Here is a 24,874-nt window from a genome sequence, read left to right on the forward strand (position 1 = left end):
TAAGCCCTTGGATCACAAGGCGCGTTAGAAATTGTAGCGAAGACCAAGTAAAAAAGACTGCGCTGCATAATCTCTGCTACCTTGAATATGCTCAATTTCGGCGCGAAGTAACAACGAACGCGTAACATAAAAATCAAAACCAAGACCAATAACACCGGCAGTGACGCTCTCATTTGCAGAACAAATCACTGAATCAGCTTGCGCTGTCACCAGCATACTGCCCGTGTTGCAGGCACTGCCCGCGAGAGCAAAGCTTGTATCAGTCTCGATTTGTGCCACGCCAAGACGGTAGAATAACTCACCATGCTGGTTCCCGGCTTTTCCAAGCGCACTTAACTTAAAACCACTTACGCTGTAGTCCGTAGCGCTGTCAGCTAGTATTTCACTGTTCGACAAAGCTGAATCACCTAGCCCTTGAAAACCAAATTCAACAGCCCATTGCTCACCCAACACGTAGCCTAAGTTAAGCTTATAGCTAAGCTCATCATGTGTGTCATCGCCAATTTCATTTGTTGCATAACCCGCGCTCGCCACCACATAGAAATTACGCTGATTAGCTTCGCTTGCGGCAGAGAAAGTAAAAATCAACAGCGAAAGCACGCTAAAAAATATATTTTTCATAAACTGATATAACCTCGAAATTAAAACACTAACAACATATATGTTGACCAATAGAGAGTGTATCGGCAGGAGTATACATAAGAATTAGCCCTAAAAAGCATATCTTTAGCGCTATGTGACATAAACTAGTCTGAGGATCAGGATCACAAAACCGTGCTACAGATAGTTAACACATTTTCGTATCGCCTCGTGTTCTCAATACAAAGGTATTCAAACATATAACCTAAGTCCACCTGTCACGTATATTTTACTAAATACGAAAATCCAAATGAGCTCGGCCTTTATATTATTTTGACCTTTAAGGCAATTTATGTTCTCATACAATCTCAACTGGTCAGATGAGCGGATAAGTTAATTATGAGTATTAGAACCAATCTAAAAAAAGTGTTGCCCCCTATTTCTATCACCGAACAGGAAGCACTAGATGCGGGTGACGTATGGATTGAATCATCCATTTATCAAGGCAAGCCCGACATGGCAGCCCTGCGTCAGCTTCCCCAAGCTAAACTTAGCGCCGAAGAACAGGCCTTTGTGGACGGTCCGGTACAAACCCTTCTTCAAATGATTGATGATTTTGGTCTACAAAACGGCAAACATATCCCTAAAGAGATATTAGACTTTTTAGGAAAGCAAAAATTCTTCTCGATGATTATTCCGAAGAAATTTGGTGGTTTAGAATTTAGCCCTTACGCAAACTCAACCATCGTAACAATCATTGCAACTAAAAGCGGTGCGGTAGCAGTCACCGTAATGGTTCCGAATTCCTTAGGCCCAGGCGAATTGCTAATGCACTTTGGTACTGAAGACCAACAAAATTATTGGCTTCCGCGCCTCGCTGTAGGTGACGACATTCCTTGCTTTGCTTTAACAGGCCCTGAAGCCGGTTCTGATGCGGGCTCTATTCCTGATGCCGGCATTGTGACAAAAGGAATGTACAATGGCGAAGAAGTACTTGGCTTAAATGTAACGTGGGACAAACGCTACATAACCTTGGCGCCGATTGCGACAGTGTTAGGCTTAGCATTTAAAGTATTTGATCCAGAGCATTTGCTTGGCGATGAGCTTGAACTCGGTATCACCTGTGCTTTATTGCCTAAATCTCATCCTGGTGTAGAGCTAGGTAATAGACATGATCCTATGGGCGTGCGTTTTTATAACGGCACCACCCGCGGCACTAATGTATTTATTCCAATGGAATTTATCATTGGTGGCCAACAGAATATCGGTAAAGGCTGGCAGATGCTAGTATCTTGCCTTGGTGCAGGCCGTGGTATATCACTCCCTGCGATGGGCGTCGCATCAGCACAATCAGCCTTTAAATCAACAGCAGAATATTCTTTTGTGCGTGAGCAATTTGGCGTTCCAATTGGTCGTTTTGAAGGTATTCAAGAAAAGCTGGCTGATATTGCAGGCAAAACATTTTTACTAGAAGCGATGCGTGTTTTAACAACAGAAGGATTAGGTGAAGGTATTAAGCCTTCTGTGGTGACTGCAATTGCTAAATACCACATGACGGAATTGGGTCGTGATGTTATGAATTCAGCGATGGACGTTCAAGCAGGTAAAGCGATTCAAAGAGGACCGCAGAACACCCTTGCAAACGGCTATTCTGCGCTACCAATCGCCATTACAGTTGAAGGTGCGAATATTCTCACTCGCAACCTTATGATTTTTGGTCAAGGGGCAATGCGTTGCCATCCACATCTCAAAGACATGGTGGAGTTGATTCATTCTAACGACAGTAATGCAGATGCTGAGTTTAACAAGGTATTAAGTAAAACAGTTAAGTTTAGCACCGTTAATGCGCTTAGAAGTTTGTCAAATAGCTATTTGCCGTTTTTACGCAACGCTGATTCTAGCTTGCCAGAAGTTATTGGCTATGAAAAACGACTTAATAGTTTGTCATCAAAATTAGCACCGCTAGCTGACTTCTCGTTATTAGTACTTGGTGGCGACTTGAAAAAAGCGGAGCTTTTATCGGCTCGTTTAGGCGACGTCATAAGCTATGTGTATGCTGGAATGGCGGCGATTAGATTTTATGAGCAACGTGTCGAAAATCGTCAAGAAGCGCTTCCCTATTTCCAATATGCCGTTGAATGGGCTCTGCAACAAGGCGAAAAAGCAATAGTTGATTTTGTGAATAATTTCCCTAATTTACCCACCAAAGTGCTTATGCGTGTACTCACAAACACTTACAGTAACTCTGTACGTGGAATTAGTGACGATTTAGTTCGCAGGTTATCTGAAGCGTCTTTACAAGACTCAAGCATAAAAGCGCAATTAACCCATGCAGTTCATGTAGTAAAAGGTGACGGTAACGACATCAATGAACAAGCCTTTAAAGCGAAGCATGCAGCAATGCCGCTCTTAAGCAAAGTGCACAAAGCCCTTAAAAAAGCGCCTATCGTGCCATTCTTGTCTTTTGAACATGCAGTCACCCAATTGCTTGAAAAAGGGGAATTAACACAATCCGAAACAGACACATTGTTATCGTATAACGAAAAACGCAAACTCTCAGTGCGTGTTGATGAATTTACTTTTGATATGGAAATTATCCCTGCTAAGAGTGAACAAGAAGCAGGCGATCCGACTGAAGCAAACGCTGCTTAATAGCACAGCAAAACATAACAATGATAGAAATGGGGCGTAATTTGCGCCCTATTTTTTTGCCTATTGGTTTGCAAACATCATACTAAAACAAAAATTTCCCGACAAAAGCGCTAACGTATGTGTCAATAAAAAGATACTATTGTGCTTATTGGACTGCAGGCTTTGTAAAAGCAAAAGCATTAACTCATTTATTCGACAAACAATAATATGGCCCAACTCTATTTTTATTACTCGGCAATGAATGCCGGAAAATCCACATCTCTACTCCAATCAGCCTATAACTATCGTGAACGTGGAATGAAGGTGCAATTATACACTGTCGCCTTCGATGACAGATTCGCCAACGGCAAAATCGCCTCTCGCATAGGCTTACAATCTGAAGCTGACTTATTCAACAACGAAACTCAGCTGTTTAATGAAATTTCAAGCAAACACAAAGAAACAAAGCTGTCGTGCATTTTTATTGATGAAGCACAATTTTTGAGCCGCGAACAAGTGAAGCAGTGCCTACAAATTGTAGATAAACTCAATATTCCTGTGCTCGCCTACGGCTTGAGAACAGATTTCAAAGGAGAGACCTTTGAAGGCAGCCACTACTTGTTAGCGTGGGCTGATAAAATGACGGAATTAAAAACCATTTGTCATTGCGGTCGCAAAGCCAATTTCGTTGCAAAAGTCGATGCAAAAGGTGATGTAATTCAAGATGGGGCTCAAATCGAGATTGGTGGCAACGAGCGATATATTTCATTGTGTCGCAAACATTATTGCGAGAAAACCGACTTTTACGCGAGTTGACATAGGCCAAAGCCTAGCTTGCTCATTAGCTTACACTATGAAAAAGAGCAAGTTGTATAAGCCTCGTTTATAGCTAGATCTTATTTAAAGCAATTATCGCTTTTTACTTACATCTACTATGCTAAGCAACAATATTGTTATATAGATAAACGAGGCCCCAATGGATTTTTCACACAACCCCAAAACACAAGACTTTTTGCAGCGCATCAAAGCCTTCATGGATGAGCGCGTGGCGCCAATTGAAGATAAAGTCTATGCAGAGATTCATGCAGCCAATCCCGATGGAAATTGGCGAAACTGGCAAATACATCCTGATATTACTCGTTTGAAGAAAGAAGCAAAATCCCAAGGATTATGGAATATGTTTTTGCCTGATGCCACCTTAGGACAAGGCTTAAGCTGCTTAGAATATGCTCCCCTAGCTGAAGAAACAGGCAAGATTTTATTTGCGCCTGAAATATTCAACTGTAATGCGCCCGACACCGGCAATATGGAAGTGCTTTACCATTTTGGTAACGAATTTCAACAGAAAAAGTGGCTAGAGCCACTTTTAGCAGGCGATATACGTTCTGTGTTTGGCATGACCGAACCTGACGTCGCTTCATCTGACGCCACCAATATGCAAGCGACTATCGAACAAGACGGCGATGAGCTAGTGCTTAATGGCAAAAAATGGTGGACCACAGGTTTAGGCCACCCAAATGCAAAAGTCATGGTGTTTATGGGGCTATCAAACCCAGAAAACGACCGCCATAGCCAGCACTCAATGGTCATGGTACCTCTTGATGCCAAAGGCATTGAAATCAAACGTATGCTTAGCGCTTATGGCGATTACGATGCACCTTTTGGTCATGGGGAGATACACTTAAGCAACGTTCGCGTACCCAAAGAAAATCTATTAGTTGGCCTTGGCAAAGGTTTTGCGATTGCACAAGGTCGTTTAGGCCCTGGTCGAATTCATCATTGTATGCGCGCTATTGGTATGGCTGAAAAAGCCCTAGAGCTCGCCATTCGTCGCGGTTTATCGCGCGTTGCATTTGGTAAGCCCTTAATAGAGCTTGGCGGCAACAAAGAACGTATCGCACAAGCGCGCATGCTTATTGAGCAAAGCCGCCTGTTGACGCTGCAAGCAGCATGGAAAATAGATAACTTGGGCGTAAAAAATGCTATGGTGGATATCTCTGCGATCAAAGTAGTGGTTCCCAACATGGTGCAACAAGTTGTCGACATGGCCTTGCAAATACATGGTGGTGGCGGCATGTGTAACGACTTCCCCATTGCAAAGTTTGCGGCAGGAGCGCGTTCACTTAGATTAGCCGATGGACCCGACGAAGTGCATATGGCAATGGTGTCTAGATTAGAGCTTAAAAAATATAAATAGGCCAATATGACTACACAAACAACAAAACAATCCCCACCACCAGCATCTGTGCTAGATAAAGGCAATGCTGTTCGCCCCGGGGAAGAGCTCCCAATAGAGCCTTTATTAACATGGTTAAATAAAGAAATAAGCTTTAGTAATGGTGAACCTTTAATTGGCGACATGCAGGTAACACAATATTCTGGTGGTGCCTCAAATTGGACCTACTGCCTAAGTTTTGAAAACCGTGAAATCATATTGCGCAGGCCCCCTGCTGGTACTAAAGCCAAAGGTGCCCATGATATGGGCAGAGAATTTAGATTACAGTCCGCTTTAAAGCCTGTTTTCGATAAAGTCCCGAGCATGCTCGGATACACCGATGATGAAAGTGTCATTGGTGCTGAATTTTATGTGATGGAAAAACTCAATGGCATTATCCCCAGAAAGCATTTTCCGAGGGGAGTCAATTTAACTGAGCATCAAGCGCATCGCTTGTGCACGAATGCCCTTGATGAACTAATCAATTTACATAATGTTGATATTGAAAAGGCTAAGCTTTCACACCTTGGCAAAGGTGCAGGATATGCTGAGCGTCAAATATTGGGGTGGAACAAGCGCTACAGCAATGCCAAAACATGGAATATTCCCAGTGGCAAAAAGGTAATGCGCTGGCTTGAAAAGCACTTACCTGCAAAAGAAAGCATTTGCATGACCCACAACGATTTTCGTTTTGATAATCTTGTGCTTGATGCTAAAGACCCCACGACTATCTTGGGTGTACTAGATTGGGAATTAGCCACGCTGGGCGACCCTTTGATGGATTTAGGCAACAGCCTTGCCTACTGGGTTCAAGCTGATGATGATTTTGTTGCACGCAGTACGCAACGACAACCCACGAATATCCCAGGCATGATGACTCGCCAGCAAGTAATTGACTACTATTGCCTGAAACAAGGTTTAGAACCCAAAGAGTTTGCCTTTTATGAAGTATACGGTTTGTTTCGATTAGCAGGCATCGTCCAGCAAATTTACTACCGCTACCATCATAAGCAAACCCGCAACAAAGCCTATAAAAACCTATGGTTCTTTGTTCATTATTTGCTTTATAGATGTAATAAAATAATTAAGCGTCATTAAACATCCAATTATAAGCGGCGATAAGGTAATGATAACAATGAGAAAAAACATTCTAATTACGGGTGCAAGTTCTGGTCTTGGTCGTGAAATGGCGGTCCAATTTGCACGTAAAGGAAGAAACCTAGCCCTATGTGCAAGACGTATAGAGCGCTTAGAATCGCTCAAACAAGAATTACACAGCATAAACCCAAATATCACGATTATTATCAAGTCATTAGACGTAAACCAACACGATGCTGTCTTTCAAGTATTCAATGAATTCAAGCAAGAACTAGGACAACTCGATCGCGTTATCGTAAACGCAGGCATGGGTAAAGGCGCGTCGATTGGTACCGGCTATTTTGAAGCGAATAAAGAAACCGCGGTGACTAACTTTGTCTCGGCCTTAGCGCAGTGCGAAGCGGCTGTTAGCATTTTTAGAGCACAAAACAGCGGGCATTTAGTGACAATATCTTCTATTAGTGCTGTTCGTGGTTTCAGACGCGCCTTAAATGTCTATGCTGCAACAAAAGCCGCAATAAGTTCCCTAAGTGAAGGCCTTCGCATTGATTTAGCGAAAACGCCCATCAAGGTAACTACGATCCATCCTGGTTTTATAAAAAGTGAAATTAATGAGAAAGTAAAAAACGTGCCCTTTATGGTAGACACAGAAACCGGATGTAAGGCTATTGTAAAAGCAATAGAAAAAGAAGGCGCTAATGCTTACGTTCCCTCTTGGCCATGGGCTATAGTGCAACTTATTATGCGCATTGCACCTTTGTCTCTTCTGGCGAAAATGAGCTAGACATGCAATCCACGGTGATTACGGCAATTTTGCTGCCTTTAGTACTCGCCTGTATTATGTTTGGAATGGGCTTGAGCCTACAAAAAAGCGACTTCGTTCGTCTTTCAAAAATGCCAAAGCCCATATTTGTCGGGCTTTTTGGTCAAATGCTACTGTTACCCGTATTAGCGTTTGCTATTGCTGTTTTGCTAAACGCGCCCGAAGAGTTTGCCATAGGCATGATGATCATCGCCGCCTGTCCAGGTGGCACCACATCCAATCTTTTATCTCATTTAGCCAGAGCAAACCTAGCACTTTCTATCTCTTTGACTGCCATCACCACTATAGTCTGCGTGGTTACGACGCCTTTTTTAATTGCCTTTTCTATCGACTATTTCTCAACAGGTGAGCCTATTGCGTTCTCGCTACTTAGCACGTCTATTGGGCTGATGGTCATCACATTAATCCCTGTCGCTTTGGGCATGGTCACGCGCTACTATCAACTCAACTTTGCGTTAAAAGCAGAGCCAATATTTCGCAAACTATCCATCGTGTTTATGTTATTGCTGATCGTAAAAATTAGCTTTGATGAACTCGAAATGCTAGCAGAACACTTCGGCGATATGTATATGCTAACAATAAGTTTAAATATTTTAGCGACCTTGATGGGCGTACTACTAGCAAAACTGTTTTTACTCAGCGACCGCGATGGCATTACCTTAGGCATTGAAATTGGCACCCAAAATGCCACCTTAGCTATCTTAATTGCGGTTAGCTTTATGCAGCAACCGGCGTATGCAATTATTGCAGGCGGCTATGGGCTCATGATGTACTTAGGTGCTGGACTACTCGTAATGTATGCAAGAAGACGCAAGTCATTGTAAATAACTCACTTGATTGTAGATAAAGCAATAAGCATCACGCACTTTTAATTGCCGGCAAAGTTAGTCTGCTTAGCTGCAAAATAGACTTTAACTTGTATTCTGCTGTGATTCTTAGCAAACTATAAGCATACATACAGCTAAGAAAACAATTAGAGAGTCTATAGCCCAATGATGAATAAGCTTAGGTATTCAAATCTCAGTGCAATATGTGCATCTAACCTGCCCATTTTCAAGCGTTCACCATACCTATTTTTACTGATGATGCTTGCTAATCCCTTCGCCTACGCAGGTGATAAACTCAACATCAAATCTTTAGAGAAAACAATTGATAAAGCGCTTGAGACCTTTCACACACCGGGCATGGCAGTTGGCATTATTCATAAAAATAACATTGTGTTATCTAAAGGATACGGCGAGGCGAATATCGAAAGTGGGCTGGAAGTGAATGCACAGACTTATTTTCGTTTAGCATCCACAAGTAAAGCCTTTACGAGCGCCGCCCTTGCCATACTCGTCGATGAAGAGAAAATCAGTTGGGACGACAAGGTAATAAACTATTTACCCGAGTTTCAATTGTACGACCCCTATGTAACCCGTGAATTCACCATTGTTGATTTATTGACGCATCGCAGTGGCCTATTAAGTGGCGCGGGCGATAGCATGATTTGGCCTGAACCCTCAGGCTTTAGCCGTCAAGAAGTGATTCAAAATTTGCGCTATTTGACCCCAGAATATAGTTTCCGAGCACGCTATGCCTATTCAAACGTCATGTATATTAGCGCAGGTGAATTGGTCGCTAAAGTCAGTGGCATGAGTTTTGAAAACTTTGTAGAACAACGTATTTTCAAACCCCTAGGCATGAATTGTTTTGTTGGTGACATCCCCAAATTAAATTTAGCCAATGTTGCTATGGCCTATGGCTACAATGATGAGCGAGGGATCTATCCTGTTGCACGCAATAGCATAAGCGCAAAGGGCCAGATGTCGGCGGCAGCAGGTGGTATGGTTTGTAATGTTGAAGATATGCTTAAATGGCTAAGTGCCTTACTTTCTAAAAATGACCTACCCTTTTCTGAAACACAGCTTGACGAAATGTTTTATCCGCAAACCATCTTGTCGGTGTCTAAACTCGACAAGCAATGGGACAATACTTTGTTTAAAAGTTATGGCCTGGGCTGGCGATTAGCTAATGTGGGCGAACTTGAAGTGATTTCTCATACCGGCACCTTATCAGGCTACCAAGCCTACGTCTTATTAGTGCCAAAGCTAGAATTGGGCGTAGTCATTCTAAATAATGGATCTAACTCTGCTGCCCGAGGCTCAGTCATGCAAACCATCGTAAAGTCTTATATGGAAAAAGCAGGCTATATCAACAGCAAACAGCAAGACTGGATTGCAAATTATGTTGAATATTTGGATGAGCGGGAGCAACAATACTTGGAGCGCTTTGAACCGCCCGTTGCTAGTGCGCCGATGAGCATAAAAGATGAGCAAGTTATTGGTGAATATAAAGATAAATGGTTTGGCAGTTTCATCGTAGAAGATAGCGGGAAAACAACTAAAAATGGTAAGCCCATTATTCGAATCAGCTCAAGCAGGATGCAAACATTAAAAGGCACGCTTATTCCCTTCCAAGATGCGACTTACAAAATAGAATGGGATAACAAAAACGCTGCCAGCGATGCATTTATGCACTTTAAGTTAAACGTAAAACGCGAAATTATAGGTGCAGAACTACATCCATTTAGTGTCGATACAATCATTAACCACGAATACCGCGACATGGCGTTCACAAAAGTCATTGAAGAAGACGAAAACTAGTCTATATTTTTGTCATCAATAAAAATTTGCTCTAGTTCTTCGCGGCCTTTTGTGACGACGCTGACCATGTTTTCAAAAGCCATGTCTTTTTGGATGAACTCGTTTAACATTTTGTCATCATGTTTAGCGAACACATCGGTCATGTGTTCCGCTTGACCTTGAGAGTAACCATATTGTTCTAATACTTTGCTACACGCATTTAAACCACCATCAAAAACTTCACGAACATAATGTTCAATACCAGCTTTAGCGAGCTCTGCCGCGTGCATTCGGTTTCTGGCCCTAGCGACAATTTTTATATGTGGGAATTCGATTTTCACTAAGTGGACAAGTGCATTGACCTGCTCGGTGGAGTCTATCGCAATGAGTAATACCCGAGCATTTTCAATCCCAGACATTTTCAATAAATCCAAACGCGTTGCATCACCAAAGAACACGCGATTACCAAACTTCCGTACAAATTCAATATGTTCGGCGTCTTTGTCTAATGCAGTAAAAGCAATGTTGTTCGCCGATAGCACTCTTGCCGTTATTTGGCCAAAACGACCAAAGCCAGCAATAATCACCTGAGGTTCGTGAGATACGCTTTGTGACTCGTAAACAGGCGGACAATTTTTAGTATTAAAAAACTTAGCGTAAAAAATAACTAAGGGCGAAGTCAGTGCCATTGAAAGCCCAACAATCAGATTCACTCTTGCTGCTATATCATCAGCCAATACCGCCGAACTCACCGCCAGCGTCATAACGACAAAGGCAAACTCACCGCCTTGCGATAACATCACACCTATGCGGATAGAGTCGCGCCTTGATTGCTTGTTAGCAACTAATATGAGCGCGATGATCAGGCCTTTCAACGCAACTAAGGCGATACTCATAGAAACAATAAATACGGGTTCTGAGAACAATAAGGCTAAGTCCAAATTCATACCAATAGCGATAAAAAAGAGCCCCAACAATAGTCCTTTAAAAGGTTCGATTTCCGTTTCTAGTTGATGCTTAAAGCTACTGTCGGCTAATAAGATACCCGCAATGAAGGCGCCCATACCCATAGATAAGCCAGCACTTGACATAGCAAGAGCCGTAACTAGCACCAAAAACAAAGCCGCAGCAGTCATGACTTCACGGCTCCCGTATCTGGCAATTATCCTTAGCAATGGATTGACCAGAAAGCGCCCTATCAGCAGCACTGCAGCGACCGCAGCTAAACTAATATACCAAGCTACACCACCTTCGCCCTGCTCTGATGAAAACGAGGCGACAACTAATAAAATAGGGATTACCGCTACATCTTGCATCAACAAGATAGAAAAGCCTTGCTGGCCAGGAGGTGTATTAAGAATGCGTTGTTCGTTCATAAGTTGAATGGCAAAGGCCGTTGAAGAAAGTGCCAGTGCTAGGCCAATTGTAATGCTAGCGACTAGGTTTAGGCCTAATCCATAGTAGCTAATCGCTGCAATGGCCAAGGCGCTAAGTGCTAGTTGACTGCCCCCACTGACAACAATTTGATTGCGCATGCGCCACAGGGTTGACGGTTCAAGCTCAAGGCCTATAACAAACAATAGCAACACCACACCCAATTCGGCGAAGTGTAAAATAGTAAAAGGGTCGGTAATAAAATTAAAAACAGACGGGCCAATTAGTACCCCAGCCACTAAATACCCTAATATTGCGCCTAATTTCAAACGCTTGAACAGGGGAACAGCTATTAAGGTAGCACCAAGGAAAATGGCAACAGAAGACAACAAGCTCATAAAGGCTACATTTACTTTTTAAAAATCATAAGCTTAGTGTAGCGTTTTTGTAAGTTAATTAAAGGCCTTATTTTATTTTGAAAATCTTATCGGCTGCTAACTTCCCGCCGCCCCAAATAAACACAGCAAGTAACAATAAGCCCCACACAAGATGCATGTTATAGGCGGCGGCAGGAATATCTTCTAAGCTTATTACGGCAACATAATTGACAATAAACAAGCCTAAGGCAGCTTTGCGAGAGAACAAACCTATAGTAAGTAGCACCGGTAAAACAAGTTCACCAAACGTCGCTAAATAGGCGGCGCTAACTGAGTCTAAAATAGGTACCGCATATTCATATTCAAACAGCTCCAAGGTGCCTTCCCAATCGTTCAATTTTGTTAAGCCCGACCTAAAAAAGATCCAAGCTACATATAAACGTGCGCCTAAAAGTGCAGGTGTCGCTAAATAATCAGCTTTGCCAAATATTGCGTTATATAGTGTTATTATCATTTTCATTGAGCAGATCCATTTATTTGTGCAAGCGCATATATTTTGCGGCTTTGTATGTGTGTTTGTAGCCAGGTAGTCATGGCGTTTTGGTCCTCGCCAAAATGACTCAGGACTTCTGCAACTGACTTGTTGTGCAAGACACTTTCAAACGCTTTCAATGATGCACTATCACAACACTCAAACAAGCCTTTGTACTCGCCTCTCCACAATACAATAGACCTATACACTGGGGATTTTATTGCATCCTGCAGTAAATTATTGATTTTATGTAGCGTTGATTGCTTTTCAACAAGGCTTTGCTCGTGGTCTTCTTGCGTGGTGAATTTATCAGTATCGTAGTGCGCTAACTGATATAACTCTGCCAAAGGAAAAATAGCCTGCATGAGCTGTAAACCCGGCGCCGCAACAAAACAAAGAGAATCCATCTCATGGCTTTGTAGTAAGCCAAATGAAGCAGCATCGAAAGTCTGATTCTTTGCTCGTTCAATGTGCATTAAACGCCAGTCAAGCTCTGCTAGCTCGGGCAAAAAAGGCAGCTCTGCAAGTTGCTCAACATCAAACATGAAGGCACTAAAATTATCCCCATAGTCTGCCCAATCAAAGCAATGTTTGGGATGCTTTTTTATATAAGCTTTGGCTAACGCTCTAAAATCGCTCTCCTCTAAGGTTTTCCTAACGCTTGGGTAAGTAATTGATAATGCGCGAATAGCACTTTCTATATAGTTATTCTGATAAACACTAATGGCATCTTTTTGCGGTATTTCAGTATTTTTAGAGGGCGAGGCTGGCGAAGCTTTTTCAAACATCGCTTGAATCAGTCGAGCTTGGTATAACATGCTAGGGCCTCGCTTTTTGCGCTTCACCAACTAGGACGTCCCATGTTGGCAAATCATTGTCCCACTCCACTAGCGTGGGTACATTGCCAAATAGGGTTTGCGTTTTATGATACAGATCCCAGCATTGGTCTGATACAGCATTGGCATGGTCATCTACGATAAAGCCGTTGACCTGATTTTGACTAAAACCGGCTAAGTGGATTTCACCAATTAAGTTAGGCGGTATCTGATTAATTTGCGAATATACATGATTAACAAGGTCGTCTTGCTTTTGATTCAGCGCATTTACAATCAGGTTATTGATATCCAGTAAGAGCCCGCAACCTGCCCTTTTGCATAGCGCCGTTAAAAACTCAAATTCGCCCATATTATCTAATTGAGATGAGTCTAGCGCCGCGGCACTGATATAGGCTGATAAATTTTCAATTAAAATGGGGCGATTGAGCCTGTCTTGGACCTGTGCAATATTGTTTTCCAATATAGCCAGTGACTGCTCGTTATAGGCCAGTGGCAATAAATCACCTGAATGCATAAGTTGACCATTTATCATCGCCCGATTAAAGCATAGATGCTCCGACACCCATTGTGCCTGGCTTATTTCAACGACTTGGGCAAACTTATCTAATACATCATTTGGTAGCGCGAGGTTTGAGCCTAAACCTAAAGACGTCCCATGAATACTGACTTTATACTTGTCTGCAATGTCATGTAGCAAGTCTATTGAAATCCCACCATCGGCAAAGAAATTCTCAGCATGAAGTTCAACAAAGTCGATACTTTGATTAATAGGAAGGTCTGAAAGTGCTTGGTTGTAATGAGGATGGCGCAACCCAACGCCTATAAGTGCCTTGGGTTGCGAGATAGCCGAAAATGCTTTCAAGCTAATTCCTTAAGGTAAGTCGTAAAGCGGAGTTACTAACTGCCACTGTTTTTCTTAGCTTGCATGTCTTTGAATAATTTTTTTGCTTCTTTACGGTCGTAACCACCAAGCTCTTTACAAGTACCGGCAGGCACTAAGCGCCATTCACCAATATCGTTGTCAACAGTAGACTGACCTGCACAGCTGTGTGTACCGGCTAAATTTCCACAGTCGTTTTGACCCGCAAGAGCCACGCCGTAGCACTTTTCTTTCTTTTTAGAGGCAGCTTCTACAGCGTTTGTTACGCCTAAAGACATAACGGTAGCAATAGCAGCAGCGGCAGCAATATTTGTTTTCATGATCTTTCCTTTTTAAAGTGATTCATATTTCTTGTTGGTCGTAATATATTCCGAGTTACTGTATTAAACCGACAATAAGGCAAAAAAATTTCATCAACGTTGGATTTATTTCTCTAATTGACACCTAACATCTAACATCTAACATCTAACATAGCGTTAAATCTACACTAAATAACACGTAGTTTCACCTTTGTTGATATGCTTACATTTAATATTCAAATTCTTGTAAGATAGTGGCTAAATCGGGTTGCCAATTATAGCTTTTCATTTTTACTCTATTGTTAAAAACAGCGACCCCTTCTTCTTGCAAAAGGCCCGTCTGCAGCTGCGCATGCTCACTTCCTTTTGCAAACGCTATCTGGCCGTTACTGCGCAACACTCGATGCCAATTCACCTCTTTATCCTTTGGCACCTGCCCTAGACATTTACCCACCAAACGCGCACGCGCCGGCAAACCCGCAAAATCGGCGATTTGTCCATAGCTTGAGACTTTTCCTTTGGGAATACTATTGACCGTTTTAAAGATACGGTCAAATGTCTTTTGCTGAATCATTACACACACCTTTACTACAATACTTAAGTAACTGCATTTTTGACATGAAACTTCGCGTGTTGATAGCGCTTGGAGCGCATAATGTCGCATAAACGTATTGCTGCGTTTAGAACATCGCTATAACTTAAAAACAAAGGAGAAAAACCAATTCGTAAAATATCAGGTGCTCTAAAGTCTGCAACAACGGCCTCGGCAATCAATGCTTGGCAAATGGCGTAAGCCTGCGAGTGACGATAAGAAATTTGGCTTCCACGCTGCTTTGCAACAGGCTTACACGCCAAGATTAGCCTGTCCTCACCGCTTAGGTCGGCGGCGGTTGCCTCAACGCAAGATTGAAAGAAGTCATTCAGCGCAATTGATTTGGCACGTACATCATCCATATTGAGTTGTGCAAATATATCAAGCGCCCCATCCAATACGCTCATAGAGATAATACTCGGTGTACCACAAAGCAATTGTTCAATTCCTGGCGCCTTTTGGTAGTCATGAGCGAAGTCAAAAGGTTTTTTGTGACCCATCCAGCCACTTAATGGTTGTTGTAATTTGGGCAATAAATCTTTTCTCACATAAGCAAATCCTGGCGATCCCGGCCCGCCATTTAGATACTTGTAGGTACAGCCAAGCGCAAAATCAACTTTGCATGCCTCAAGCGCCAAAGGCAAAACGCCGGCACTGTGCGCGAGGTCCCATAACACTAATACGCCCTTTGAATGAGCCAATTCAGTTATACGCTGCATGTCGTGAATATCGCCATTGCGAAAGTTTACGTGAGTCAGCATCAAAACTGCAATTTGATGGCCATGGCTTTCGAGGCTATGCTCTATATGCTCGCTATCTACCGTCATCAGTTCGCATTGCGTTTGCTGCGCGCTATTAAGCAGTAGCTCAAGCCCTTGAGCCATATAAAGGTCGGTTGGAAAGTTATCTTGTTGCGACAAAATAATAGTCCGTTTATTTGCGGTATCATTTCGCGCAAGCAAAAGCCCCGCGCTTAGCAACTTAAAAAGATTGACCGAAATTGAATCGCAACAAATGACAGTGTCTTCACTTGCTCCAATCAAAGGTGCGATTTTATTCCCAACGCTCTGCCCTAAGCCAATCCAGTCATGGCTATTCCAACTTGCAATTAGGCTATTTCCCCATTGCTGCTGAACCACTTCTACCGCTCTTTCTTTTGCCTTTTTCGTCAACGGGCCAAGTGAATTTCCATCAAGATAAATAAGCCCTTCTGGCAGGAGGAACTCATCTAAATATGGCGCTAGAATATCGTGTTTATCAAGTGCTTGAGCTTGTATAAGCAATTGATTCGCCGAACTATTGTCATCAGACATGCATGTTTACTCTTTTATTATTGTTTTTGTTTATGTTTTTGTTTATGACCGAGGGCCACTTCGACATTGCTATTTTGACTTGCTTCAAGTCCATCAAATAAAAGTGAATTAAAGTTCATCAAGCATCATAAGTAGTTCTTTAAACGCAGGAGAGCCAGGATGGATCCAATCAAAATGCCCTGCGTTTTCTGATAAACTGAAGCGCGCGTTAGGATGCTTCGCCATACTTTGCGGGACAATGTTATCGTTAGTACCTATTAGCATCGTCACGCTACCAAGACCGGCTTTATTTTTACGAATGATGTTGGTGGTAAAAGCATACTCCAAAGGGTTTGCATCTTGATAAGCCTTTGGCCGTTCTTGCGCTGTTCCTCCCATAAAGTTTTTAGTAACGCTTTGGCAACTGTTCGCCCCCTTTGAATAACTGACCAAGTCAATAATAGGCGCAAGCCCAAACACATGTAGATTGGAAAACATCGAGTTTTCAGCTCTTATACCCGCTAACGTCGCTAAATGACCACCGGCACTGTGGCCTATAATACTAAACGCATCGGTATAGGGTGTATTAGGTTTAGCAATGTGTTGATAAATTTTTGAAAGTGCTAGTTCAACATCTTTTAGCGCAAGCGGCCATTCTCCGCCATTTCCGCTGCGCCGGTATTCAACCGAGTAAACCTCAAAACCATGTTGCGCAAGTGCCGATGTCATCGCAAAAGAATGCGCAACTGTATATTGTTCGAGCCAGCAACCACCGTGAATAAACATAAGTGTTTGCTTCTTTTTCTGACCAACAGCGGGCCAATAATAAATACTTTGTTCAGGTGATGCGCCATAAGAAATGGTCTTTGCATGTTTCGTTACCGCTAATTTTGATACTGCACTGTAGGGCACATTTGCGGGAACTTCATCGTATTGAAGCGTCAAATCACTATGGCTACTCGCCATTTGCACAAAAAGTAACAAGCTAAGAAGTAATATAAATTGCGCTATGTGGTTTGCACTGCTTCGCTGTTCGCGTTGTCTAGGCTTGAAGAAAAAGTTTGAACTGAGTTGATTGTGCATTTTTAATAGATTGTTATTAATGACCTTTGGTGAGTCTACAACAAAACAAGTATTAATGGATAGTTTAGACGATCTCATCTTGCACTTCATACTCTCCCTCTTCAAGAATGGCGACTTCATAGCTCGTAAAAAGCAAACTTGCAGGTGAAGAAAAGTTAGGTACATCGTCGGAGAATGCATATAACTTCGAACCATCAAGGCTAGATTTTGGAGGATAGAAGCGTTACCTAGCAACGTAACTACCCACCAAGTCAGCATCACCCAGGTTTTCCATGCAAGTTTCACGCGCCGTATTGCGCTTATGAGCAGTATTTTATCTGAATTAACGGGTTAATTTAAAACCCTATTGTCGTTCAAATTTAAACAAGCTCTTAAATGAATCAGGCAATACCCACAAAAAAGGCGGCAACCGCCGCCTTTTCATGATTTCAAGTAAATTACTAGATTTTCATGAAACCATCAGTTAGTAATTTTTTAGCTTCTTGTCCTTGCGGAGTATCTAAATACGCCTTAGCTTGATCTGCATAGCCTTTAATCATTGCAGTATCCAAACCAAGTGATTCAAATTGCTTATTTAAATTATTCAACTGACCAAGGCTTTCGTTGTAACTAGCCGCTTTATCCATTAAGCCGCTTAAGCCACCGCTAGCGGCTTCTTTCACTACCGGAACATATTCCATTATAGAATCTAAACCCGGCACCTTTTCAGCCAGCATGGCAAATTGTTCCTCTGAAATATTTTGCTTTGCGTAATTAACTAAGGCCGCAATACCTCCTTTTGCTTGCTCACTTGTCACGCCCAAATTGCTAGTCACACTTTCAAGCAAACCATCTAAATTAGGTCCTTCTTGCGCCTGTTCAGAACTTTCTTCCCCTAAACCTACAGCATTGAGCACACTATCCCACCAGCTTTCTTCTGCGATGGCGTTTGATGCAAAGCCAAGTACCGCAATCATGAGTAATATTTTTTTCATTGTGAAATTTCCTTTTAACTCTCTTTTATCATTAATTTATATTGTTTGTGACCATACTCATTACAAGTAAACTAGCGTTCAACTTATAGCCAAGACTGCTCGCGCTTTATTTTACAGTATTTAAACGCAGCAACAACGCTTAAATTTTTTACCACTACCACATAAACATTCGTCATTGCGCCCAAGTTTCACTTGGCCAGACTTATTCATAGCGTCGCCGTCAACATAAAACCATTTCGAATCGAAGCGTATAAAACGACTTAGTTCATGCATCGCGTAAAACTTACCCTCGCGCTGGTAATAAGCAATAAACTCAACTTCTCCTTTTTGTTTTTGCTCATAGGCATTCAGCACATCTAGCTTGCACCATTTAGTCCCCTCGCTCGATTGCGCTATTTCGTTTTCACTTATTTGCTTGTTTTGGTGATGAGCCCCGTTATGCCCGATGTGACTACTAGCATAGGTGTTTGCAATATAAGCATAGTTGCCACAAGCGTAAGCGCTATATCTTGAACGCATTAGTTTTTCAGGAGAAGGTGCAGGTGCCTCACCGCTAAGATAGGGTAAACAGCATTTAGAAAAAACAAGATCATTGCCACAAGGGCAAGCGGCAAAGTGGTCCATAAAAAGTGGTCCATAAACAGTAAATAGGTAGCAAAGGTGTGTGTTTAAGTATAGCTTAACAAGCAAAAATATCGAAAGCGTTTGTACTTTTTAGAGATCAATTTTTTATTATTGCACTCGAATCATGCAAGCTATTTGTGTAAAGTACAGCCATTCACCTATTCACTATTATTAAAAAAAATGAATAATAAAACTCCTTCTATTTCGCCATTTATGCTCGTGTGCATCGTTTTTACCCTTAATGCATGCGGTAATCAGACATATACTCACACTTCACAAACAACACCTCAAGTGCAACAGCAGGCTGTTGCGATGCCTGATGCCTTTGCAGCAAAGGTTGCTATGGATGTGTTGAACGATGGCGGCAACGCAGTTGATGCAGCGGTTGCAGCGCAATTTAGCTTAGCAGTTACCTTTCCAGAAGCAGGTAATATTGGTGGTGGTGGCTTTATGGTTATTCATTTTGACCAAAGCAATGACTTTATCGATTACCGTGAGAGCGCGCCAGCTAAAGCCCACCGCGACATGTATTTAGATGAACAAGGGAACGTTAAACGTTTAGAATCACTTTTTGGCGCCTTAGCCTCAGGCGTACCTGGTTCGGTTTCAGGCATGTGGGAAGCTCATCAAAAGTACGGTTCGTTACCATGGGAACGCTTACTTGCGCCGGCAGTAAAGTTAGCAAAAGACGGCTTTGTCGTCCCTGAAAAGCTAGCCAATAGTATTGAGCGTTATATCCAGCGCTTAGAAAGTCGCTCAATTGATGTAAACTTTGCAGATTACTTTGCGACGGCAAAAGCAGGAGAAATTTTCGTTCAAAGCGAATTAGCATCAACCTTAGAGCGTATTCAAACCCTAGGAGCAGATGGTTTTTACAAAGGTAAAACAAGCCAGCTAATCGATTCTTTTATGCAAAAACACGGAGGATTAATTTCTCCTCATGATTTGGCGCAATACCAAGCAAAATTTCGGGACCCAATTATTAGTAAATGGCGTTCGTATGAAGTCATCAGTGCTGCCCCGCCAAGTTCGGGAGGGATAGCCGTTGCGCAATGGCTTCAAATGTACGATTTGGTAAAGGCGCGTGTCCCCGGGCAAAGCATCAAGCACAATAGCGCCCTTTACTTGCACATCTTGGCCGAAGCGGGAAAAAGAGTCTTTGCCGACAGAGCCGAATACCTAGGTGATCCTGATTTCTTTGAAGTACCTAAAACCGAGCTATTAGATCCAAGTTATATCGCAATGCGTGCAAGTACAATTGAACTTGATAGTATTTCAAACACTGACGAAATTAAACCCGGCTTACCCGAAAGTGAGCAAACCACGCATTTCTCGATTGTTGATAAACTTGGTAATGCAGTTTCAAACACCACTACCATCAATTTAGGCTTTGGCAGTGGCATGGTAGTAGAGGGCGCAGGCTTTTTATTAAATGATGAGATGGACGATTTTAGCGTTAAAGCAGGTGTACCTAATTTCTTTGGCGCAGTAGGCGGCGTTGCCAATGAAATCCAACCATATAAACGTATGCTAAGCAGCATGACACCTACCATCGTACTCGAAAACGGCAATATCAAAATGGTTACAGGTTCTCCTGGTGGCACCACAATATTATCGTCAGTATATTTGAGTATTTTAAGCGCGATCGAATTTAACTTACCCGTGCAGGATATCGCAGATGTTCCTCGATTCCATCACCAGTTGTTACCTAAAGATGAAATTCGTTACCATGAGGGCATGCCTGCCAGCACGCTTAGTGAACTCGAAAAAATGGGCTATACAATTCGTAAAAGTCGCTTTGGTGATTTACATGTCATAGTGAGCCGCCAAGGAAAACTTGAAGCGGCTTCAGAAAGCAACGGACGTGGAATGGCAATTGTTCAAAGCCCTAGCCAATAGTAGCGAAGACAATAATAAATACAAAAAAGATAGAAAAATAAGGAATGGGCGATGACCACAGACTCAACTGAGTATTGTGTGCAGCATTGCCCATTTTCCTGCGTTTTCGTACAAAATAACTAAATAAAATGAAAGGAACAGGAACCAATACGACATAGGCAATCCCCATCCAACCAAAGGCAGACCATGCCATAAATAACACATACAAATAAATCAATGCCAACACGATATACTTCACTTTACCTTCCTTTATTATTGTCATTATGAAAATGTTATCAAAGTGTGCCTGCAGTATGTGCAATAGTAAACCAGCAAATAAAAAACATTCCTAGTATATTAAATGATAGCTAATTAAAAGTGTTTTGTTCTTTGAGTCTTGCATCCCTGGCCAAAGTTAGCTAGCTTGTAGTGTCAATGGCTTATTCTAGAAGCAAATGCACTACAAACATCTTATATTCAATTGCACAAGCGATTGAATGATCAGCTTGCGACGTGATTTCACGCCGCAAATGTTAGTTAGAGGCGCGCCCAATGTTTACTCAATTTTGTTTAAGTATATGTTTGTTCTTGGCTGTCCATCTTGGTATCAAGGCTGAACAATCATTCAAGGTATATACTGAACACTTCCCCCCGTATAACTACATCGAAGATAGCAAAATAACAGGTATCAACGTTGAAGTGGTAAACCAAGCTTGCAGCATGGCCAATCTTGATTGCCAATTTTCACTGTATCCGTGGAATCGAGCGATGCGATTGGTTCAAAATGACGAATTTGCAGGCCTAATCTCTACAGCAAAAACGCCAGAACGCCTTAATCAGTTTAAATGGGTCGGACCGCTTGTTTCGGGTAATAATTGTATATACAGACTTAGCTCACGCACCGATATCAAAGTCACCACAATTGAAGATGCAAAAGCCTATAAAATGGGAGGGGCAAGAGACGCCGCTTATTTAGAAGTGCTAGAAAAGCTTGGATTTACAGTAGAAGAAAATCTTCACTTGTACATAGGTAAATACGGTCAAATGAAGCCTCTGCAGTATGGGCGAATTGATATGATTGTTGGTTCTGCCAACACTATTTTCGACCAAACGACAGCGATTGGATTAAAGCCCAGCGATCTCACGCCATTGGCTGTTATTCCAAGCTCGTTATTGTCAGGTAACTTTTTGGCCTTAAATATCAATGTCCCAAACACGATTGTGGAAAGTTTACAAACTCACATTGACAATATGGCCCAAAACGGGACGATGAATAAGATTCGTTTAGATTTTGTTAATCCTAATAATAGCGCTGCACCAAGCGATGTAGACCATCAGCTTTGGCACGATTGCATGGTTGAAGAGAGCTAAATCTTAGTCAAGCAGCTGCGCTTGTATTACTGATATTCCCAAGAGCAGTTACGCAAAGGTAAAGCAGGCTAGATGCAACATAAACTTTAGGCTTTAGCATTGCCTTAGCATTGAGACTTCATTGTTTAGTGGTAAGCTATAGGTAATTGTTCCACAATAAATACGTCTCAACAAACCCACTGGGAATCCTTATATGAAAAATATATTTCTACTGCTAATTAGCATGTGTTTTTTAGCCCTTTCATTGACCGCCATTGCAAATGATACTATTCGATTGTCAACACCCATTGCAAAAGATGAAACCTCTGAAACCTTTGGTGCTCCATTAAATACAGATTTAGAAAAAGTGACCTTGCGTGAACTAAGCATTCACCCCACCGCTCACCTTGGTGAGATATTTCAAATTGAAACAAGAATTGCCAAAGTTTGCCAAAAGAAAGGCTGCTTTTTTATTGCTCAGCAAGACGACGATGTTATAAGAGTCTCCTTTAAAGACTACGGCTTTTTCATCCCTACCGACAGCAGCGGGAAAACCGTTTTGATGACCGGAGAACTTGTTCAGAAACAAGTAAGCAAAGAACAGGCAGAACATTTTGCGGCTGATTTAAAAAGCGATTCAGCCGATATTCGTCCGGGCGTTGTTTATGAGATAGTGGCCGATAGCATTAAAATTCCGTTAAGCTAATGATGAATGAACTTAGCGAAAAGCAAAAAATGTTGAGTGGTCTTGAGTATTACCCTAGTGATAAACAGCTTTTTAAAGACCGTGAGTATGCAAAACAACGATGTGAAAAGTTCAATCAAGTAGCCATTAGCCAGCGCAAAGAAGGCAGACAGATTCTAAAAGGATTGTTTAATAGCTCTCATAGTGCGTGGGTCGAGCCCAATTTTTATTGTGACTATGGTTATAACATTAGCATCGGTAAGCACTTTTACGCCAACCACGGCTTGATCATTTTAGATGCCGCGCCGGTAACTTTTGGTGATAACGTAATGATCGCACCTGGGGTCTTGTTATCAACAGCCACACACCCCTTAGACCCCATTACTCGCAATAAAGGCATTGAAACAGCGCGCCCTATCACGGTGGGAGACAACGTATGGATTGGCATGGGAGTGAAAATTCTTGATGGCGTAACAATCGGCGACAATGCCGTCATCGCGGCAGGCGCGGTGGTAAACAAAGATGTAGCTGCCAATACAGTTGTTGCTGGTGTACCGGCTACTTTATTAAAAACACTTTAGTGCTTTTGCGCGTTCATAAATAATACCCGCGAAAGAAAATTGCGACAAAGCTTAGAAGCAAAGCAGTTAGATTTGGCATTATTTGTGCTTTAAAAGTTGTGTTAGTAGAAATATCTTGGCCATGCTTATGTGAAAGTTTAAGAATGACTAGGCCTAGGCGTAAGTTCAATTGACTGGCGCCACACAATAAATAAGTCTTAAAAGCTAATAAATACAGGGCAATAAACCTAATGTTAAAAGAAAGATCAGAGCAGCCAGACAATCCAGCACGTCGTAAAACCTTACGACAAGTGGCAAAAGTTGGCGCTATCGCGGCAAGCTTGCCCCTCTCAAAATTCAGTATCGGTAAGCCTACGCCCACACTCCGAATACTTGGTACTCACGTCACCTTGCAAGAAGAGATACGCCAACGTGCCATGGAAGATTTAGGTATCAATTTAGTATTTGAAGCAAAAGGTAGTGCCGCAGTATTACAAAAAGCTTCAATGAACCCAAGTAGCTTTGACTTATACGAACAATGGTCAAATAGCATTAATGTGCTTTGGCGCGCAAATGCAATACAAGGCATAGACAAAAACAAAATAACGCGATACAACGAGATAAACTCTCTTAGCAAAACCGGAAAAGTGACGCCGCGCGCGAAAATTGGCGCGGGAGATGCACCTTATAAACTGTTAAATATTCAAGACGACGCTACCTTAAGCAATAAAGAATCAGACAAAATGAGCTTTTTGCCCTATGTTCACAACGTCGATTCTTTTGGTTATAACACCTCTGTAATCCCAAAAGGCCTTGCATACGAAACTGAAAGCTGGGGCTGGTTATTAGACCCAGCCCATAAAGGAAAAGTCGCCATTGTAAATGCTCCCACTATTGGCTTGTTTGACCTAGCCTTGTCGGCTCAGGCGCGTGGATTAGTTAATTTCAATGATATCGGAGCCATGACAACAAAAGAACTTGATGCCTTATTTTCAATATTGATTGATTACAAACAAGATGGCCATTTTAGCGGGTTTTGGACCTCGGTTCCCGAATCCGTGCGCTTTATGAAATCTAAACGAGTCGTAATTGAAAGCATGTTCTCACCAGCGGTATCGGCCCTCAACGGTATGAATGTCCCTGTCACCTTTGCCGCACCGAAAGAAGGTTATAGAGGCTGGCATGGTGTAATGTGTCTATCTTCACAAACACATGGCCGTGCGAAAGATGTGGCTTACGAGTATATGAATTGGTGGTTATCGGGTTGGCCCGGTGCGTTTATCGCTAAACAAGGATACTATATTTCTAATCCTGAACGTTCTAGAGCATTTTTAAGCCAAGCGGAATATGACTATTGGTATAAAGGCTTACCCGCCTCAGAAGCTTTGAAAGGCACTGATGGAAAAGTCTCTGTCAACAAAGGTAACATTAGAACTGGCGGCAGCTACGAAAAACGGTTTGAAAACGTAGCGGTTTGGAATACGGTAATGCCTACCTATGAATATAGCCTACAGAAATGGTATGAATTTTTAAGTGCATAATTTAACTCGCAACAAAATAAGAAACGT

General features: G+C 42.1%; 24 protein-coding genes. 12 read left to right on the forward strand and 12 right to left on the reverse strand.

Features of this window, described 5'->3' with window-relative positions; genetic code table 11:
- Nucleotides 1–24: 24 nt before the first annotated feature.
- On the reverse strand, nucleotides 25–621 hold the full coding sequence (locus AC0L6H_RS19665; RefSeq protein WP_473391009.1) for an outer membrane beta-barrel protein: 597 nt from the start codon (nucleotides 619–621) through the stop codon (nucleotides 25–27).
- A gap of 357 nt (nucleotides 622–978) precedes the next feature.
- On the opposite strand from AC0L6H_RS19665, the gene AC0L6H_RS19670 reads away from it, so the two are divergent.
- From AC0L6H_RS19670 to AC0L6H_RS19700, 7 genes are all read left to right on the forward strand, one after another.
- A complete protein-coding gene (locus AC0L6H_RS19670; protein WP_473391010.1) occupies nucleotides 979–3,231 on the forward strand; it encodes an acyl-CoA dehydrogenase in 2,253 nt (750 codons plus the stop codon).
- Between the two features lie 207 nt (nucleotides 3,232–3,438).
- The gene (locus AC0L6H_RS19675) at nucleotides 3,439–4,026 is read left to right on the forward strand and encodes a thymidine kinase (RefSeq protein ID WP_473391012.1); all 588 of its coding nucleotides are present in this window, start codon (nucleotides 3,439–3,441) and stop codon (nucleotides 4,024–4,026) included.
- Nucleotides 4,027–4,186: 160 nt separating this feature from the next.
- Nucleotides 4,187–5,407, forward strand: coding sequence for an acyl-CoA dehydrogenase family protein (locus AC0L6H_RS19680; RefSeq protein WP_473391014.1), 1,221 nt, complete (start codon nucleotides 4,187–4,189; stop codon nucleotides 5,405–5,407).
- Nucleotides 5,408–5,413: 6 nt separating this feature from the next.
- Nucleotides 5,414–6,523 carry a phosphotransferase family protein gene (locus tag AC0L6H_RS19685; RefSeq protein WP_473391015.1) on the forward strand — a complete coding sequence of 370 codons (1,110 nt, stop codon included), beginning with the start codon at nucleotides 5,414–5,416 and terminating at the stop codon, nucleotides 6,521–6,523.
- A 37-nt stretch (nucleotides 6,524–6,560) separates the two neighbouring features.
- A complete protein-coding gene (locus AC0L6H_RS19690; RefSeq protein WP_473391016.1) occupies nucleotides 6,561–7,307 on the forward strand; it encodes an SDR family oxidoreductase in 747 nt (248 codons plus the stop codon).
- Between the two features lie 2 nt (nucleotides 7,308–7,309).
- On the forward strand, nucleotides 7,310–8,170 hold the full coding sequence (locus tag AC0L6H_RS19695) for a bile acid:sodium symporter family protein (protein ID WP_473391018.1): 861 nt from the start codon (nucleotides 7,310–7,312) through the stop codon (nucleotides 8,168–8,170).
- Nucleotides 8,171–8,338: 168 nt separating this feature from the next.
- The gene (locus tag AC0L6H_RS19700; RefSeq protein ID WP_473391020.1) at nucleotides 8,339–9,991 is read left to right on the forward strand and encodes a serine hydrolase; all 1,653 of its coding nucleotides are present in this window, start codon (nucleotides 8,339–8,341) and stop codon (nucleotides 9,989–9,991) included.
- Here the strand turns inward: AC0L6H_RS19700 and AC0L6H_RS19705 are convergent.
- From AC0L6H_RS19705 to AC0L6H_RS19750, 10 genes are all read right to left on the reverse strand, one after another.
- The gene (locus AC0L6H_RS19705) at nucleotides 9,988–11,742 is read right to left on the reverse strand and encodes a monovalent cation:proton antiporter-2 (CPA2) family protein (protein ID WP_473391021.1); all 1,755 of its coding nucleotides are present in this window, start codon (nucleotides 11,740–11,742) and stop codon (nucleotides 9,988–9,990) included. The two genes, AC0L6H_RS19700 and AC0L6H_RS19705, sit on opposite strands and share 4 nt — an antisense overlap.
- A 67-nt stretch (nucleotides 11,743–11,809) precedes the next feature.
- Entirely contained in the window at nucleotides 11,810–12,241 is a 432-nt protein-coding gene (locus tag AC0L6H_RS19710) for a DoxX family protein (protein WP_473391022.1), read from the reverse strand.
- Nucleotides 12,238–13,071 carry an HvfC/BufC N-terminal domain-containing protein gene (locus AC0L6H_RS19715; protein WP_473391024.1) on the reverse strand — a complete coding sequence of 278 codons (834 nt, stop codon included), beginning with the start codon at nucleotides 13,069–13,071 and terminating at the stop codon, nucleotides 12,238–12,240. Before AC0L6H_RS19715 ends, AC0L6H_RS19710 begins: the two co-directional genes overlap by 4 nt.
- A 1-nt stretch (nucleotide 13,072) precedes the next feature.
- Nucleotides 13,073–13,951: an MbnB/TglH/ChrH family RiPP precursor modification enzyme gene (locus AC0L6H_RS19720; protein ID WP_473391025.1), complete on the reverse strand. Its 879-nt coding sequence runs from the start codon at nucleotides 13,949–13,951 to the stop codon at nucleotides 13,073–13,075.
- Nucleotides 13,952–13,986: 35 nt separating this feature from the next.
- Nucleotides 13,987–14,289: a BufA1 family periplasmic bufferin-type metallophore gene (locus AC0L6H_RS19725; RefSeq protein WP_473391026.1), complete on the reverse strand. Its 303-nt coding sequence runs from the start codon at nucleotides 14,287–14,289 to the stop codon at nucleotides 13,987–13,989.
- A gap of 208 nt (nucleotides 14,290–14,497) precedes the next feature.
- Nucleotides 14,498–14,842, reverse strand: a complete 345-nt coding sequence (locus AC0L6H_RS19730; protein ID WP_473391028.1) for an MGMT family protein — start codon at nucleotides 14,840–14,842, stop codon at nucleotides 14,498–14,500.
- Nucleotides 14,843–14,865: 23 nt separating this feature from the next.
- The gene (gene kynU / locus AC0L6H_RS19735; protein WP_473391029.1) at nucleotides 14,866–16,173 is read right to left on the reverse strand and encodes a kynureninase; all 1,308 of its coding nucleotides are present in this window, start codon (nucleotides 16,171–16,173) and stop codon (nucleotides 14,866–14,868) included.
- A 108-nt stretch (nucleotides 16,174–16,281) separates the two neighbouring features.
- Nucleotides 16,282–17,313: an alpha/beta fold hydrolase gene (locus AC0L6H_RS19740; protein ID WP_473391031.1), complete on the reverse strand. Its 1,032-nt coding sequence runs from the start codon at nucleotides 17,311–17,313 to the stop codon at nucleotides 16,282–16,284.
- 362 nt (nucleotides 17,314–17,675) lie between these two features.
- On the reverse strand, nucleotides 17,676–18,209 hold the full coding sequence (locus AC0L6H_RS19745) for a DUF2780 domain-containing protein (protein WP_473391032.1): 534 nt from the start codon (nucleotides 18,207–18,209) through the stop codon (nucleotides 17,676–17,678).
- A gap of 120 nt (nucleotides 18,210–18,329) precedes the next feature.
- On the reverse strand, nucleotides 18,330–18,833 hold the full coding sequence (locus AC0L6H_RS19750; RefSeq protein WP_473391033.1) for a YchJ family protein: 504 nt from the start codon (nucleotides 18,831–18,833) through the stop codon (nucleotides 18,330–18,332).
- Nucleotides 18,834–19,013: 180 nt separating this feature from the next.
- Between AC0L6H_RS19750 and ggt the strand changes: the two genes are divergently transcribed.
- Nucleotides 19,014–20,732, forward strand: coding sequence for a gamma-glutamyltransferase (gene ggt / locus AC0L6H_RS19755; RefSeq protein ID WP_473391034.1), 1,719 nt, complete (start codon nucleotides 19,014–19,016; stop codon nucleotides 20,730–20,732).
- Here ggt and AC0L6H_RS19760 read toward each other — a convergent pair.
- Nucleotides 20,722–20,970: a hypothetical protein gene (locus tag AC0L6H_RS19760; RefSeq protein ID WP_473391035.1), complete on the reverse strand. Its 249-nt coding sequence runs from the start codon at nucleotides 20,968–20,970 to the stop codon at nucleotides 20,722–20,724. The two genes, ggt and AC0L6H_RS19760, sit on opposite strands and share 11 nt — an antisense overlap.
- A 293-nt stretch (nucleotides 20,971–21,263) precedes the next feature.
- Here AC0L6H_RS19760 and AC0L6H_RS19765 point away from each other — a divergent pair, with 293 nt between their 5' ends.
- The 4 genes from AC0L6H_RS19765 (at nucleotide 21,264) to AC0L6H_RS19780 (ending at nucleotide 24,847) form a co-directional block, all read left to right on the forward strand.
- Nucleotides 21,264–22,082: a substrate-binding periplasmic protein gene (locus AC0L6H_RS19765; RefSeq protein ID WP_473391037.1), complete on the forward strand. Its 819-nt coding sequence runs from the start codon at nucleotides 21,264–21,266 to the stop codon at nucleotides 22,080–22,082.
- Between the two features lie 193 nt (nucleotides 22,083–22,275).
- Nucleotides 22,276–22,767, forward strand: a complete 492-nt coding sequence (locus AC0L6H_RS19770) for a DUF4920 domain-containing protein (RefSeq protein ID WP_473391038.1) — start codon at nucleotides 22,276–22,278, stop codon at nucleotides 22,765–22,767.
- Nucleotides 22,768–22,769: 2 nt separating this feature from the next.
- Nucleotides 22,770–23,327 carry a sugar O-acetyltransferase gene (locus AC0L6H_RS19775; RefSeq protein ID WP_473394597.1) on the forward strand — a complete coding sequence of 186 codons (558 nt, stop codon included), beginning with the start codon at nucleotides 22,770–22,772 and terminating at the stop codon, nucleotides 23,325–23,327.
- A gap of 230 nt (nucleotides 23,328–23,557) precedes the next feature.
- Nucleotides 23,558–24,847 carry an ABC transporter substrate-binding protein gene (locus tag AC0L6H_RS19780; RefSeq protein WP_473391039.1) on the forward strand — a complete coding sequence of 430 codons (1,290 nt, stop codon included), beginning with the start codon at nucleotides 23,558–23,560 and terminating at the stop codon, nucleotides 24,845–24,847.
- Nucleotides 24,848–24,874: the final 27 nt, after the last annotated feature.

It is taken from the genome of Glaciecola sp. G7-5 (assembly GCF_055808975.1).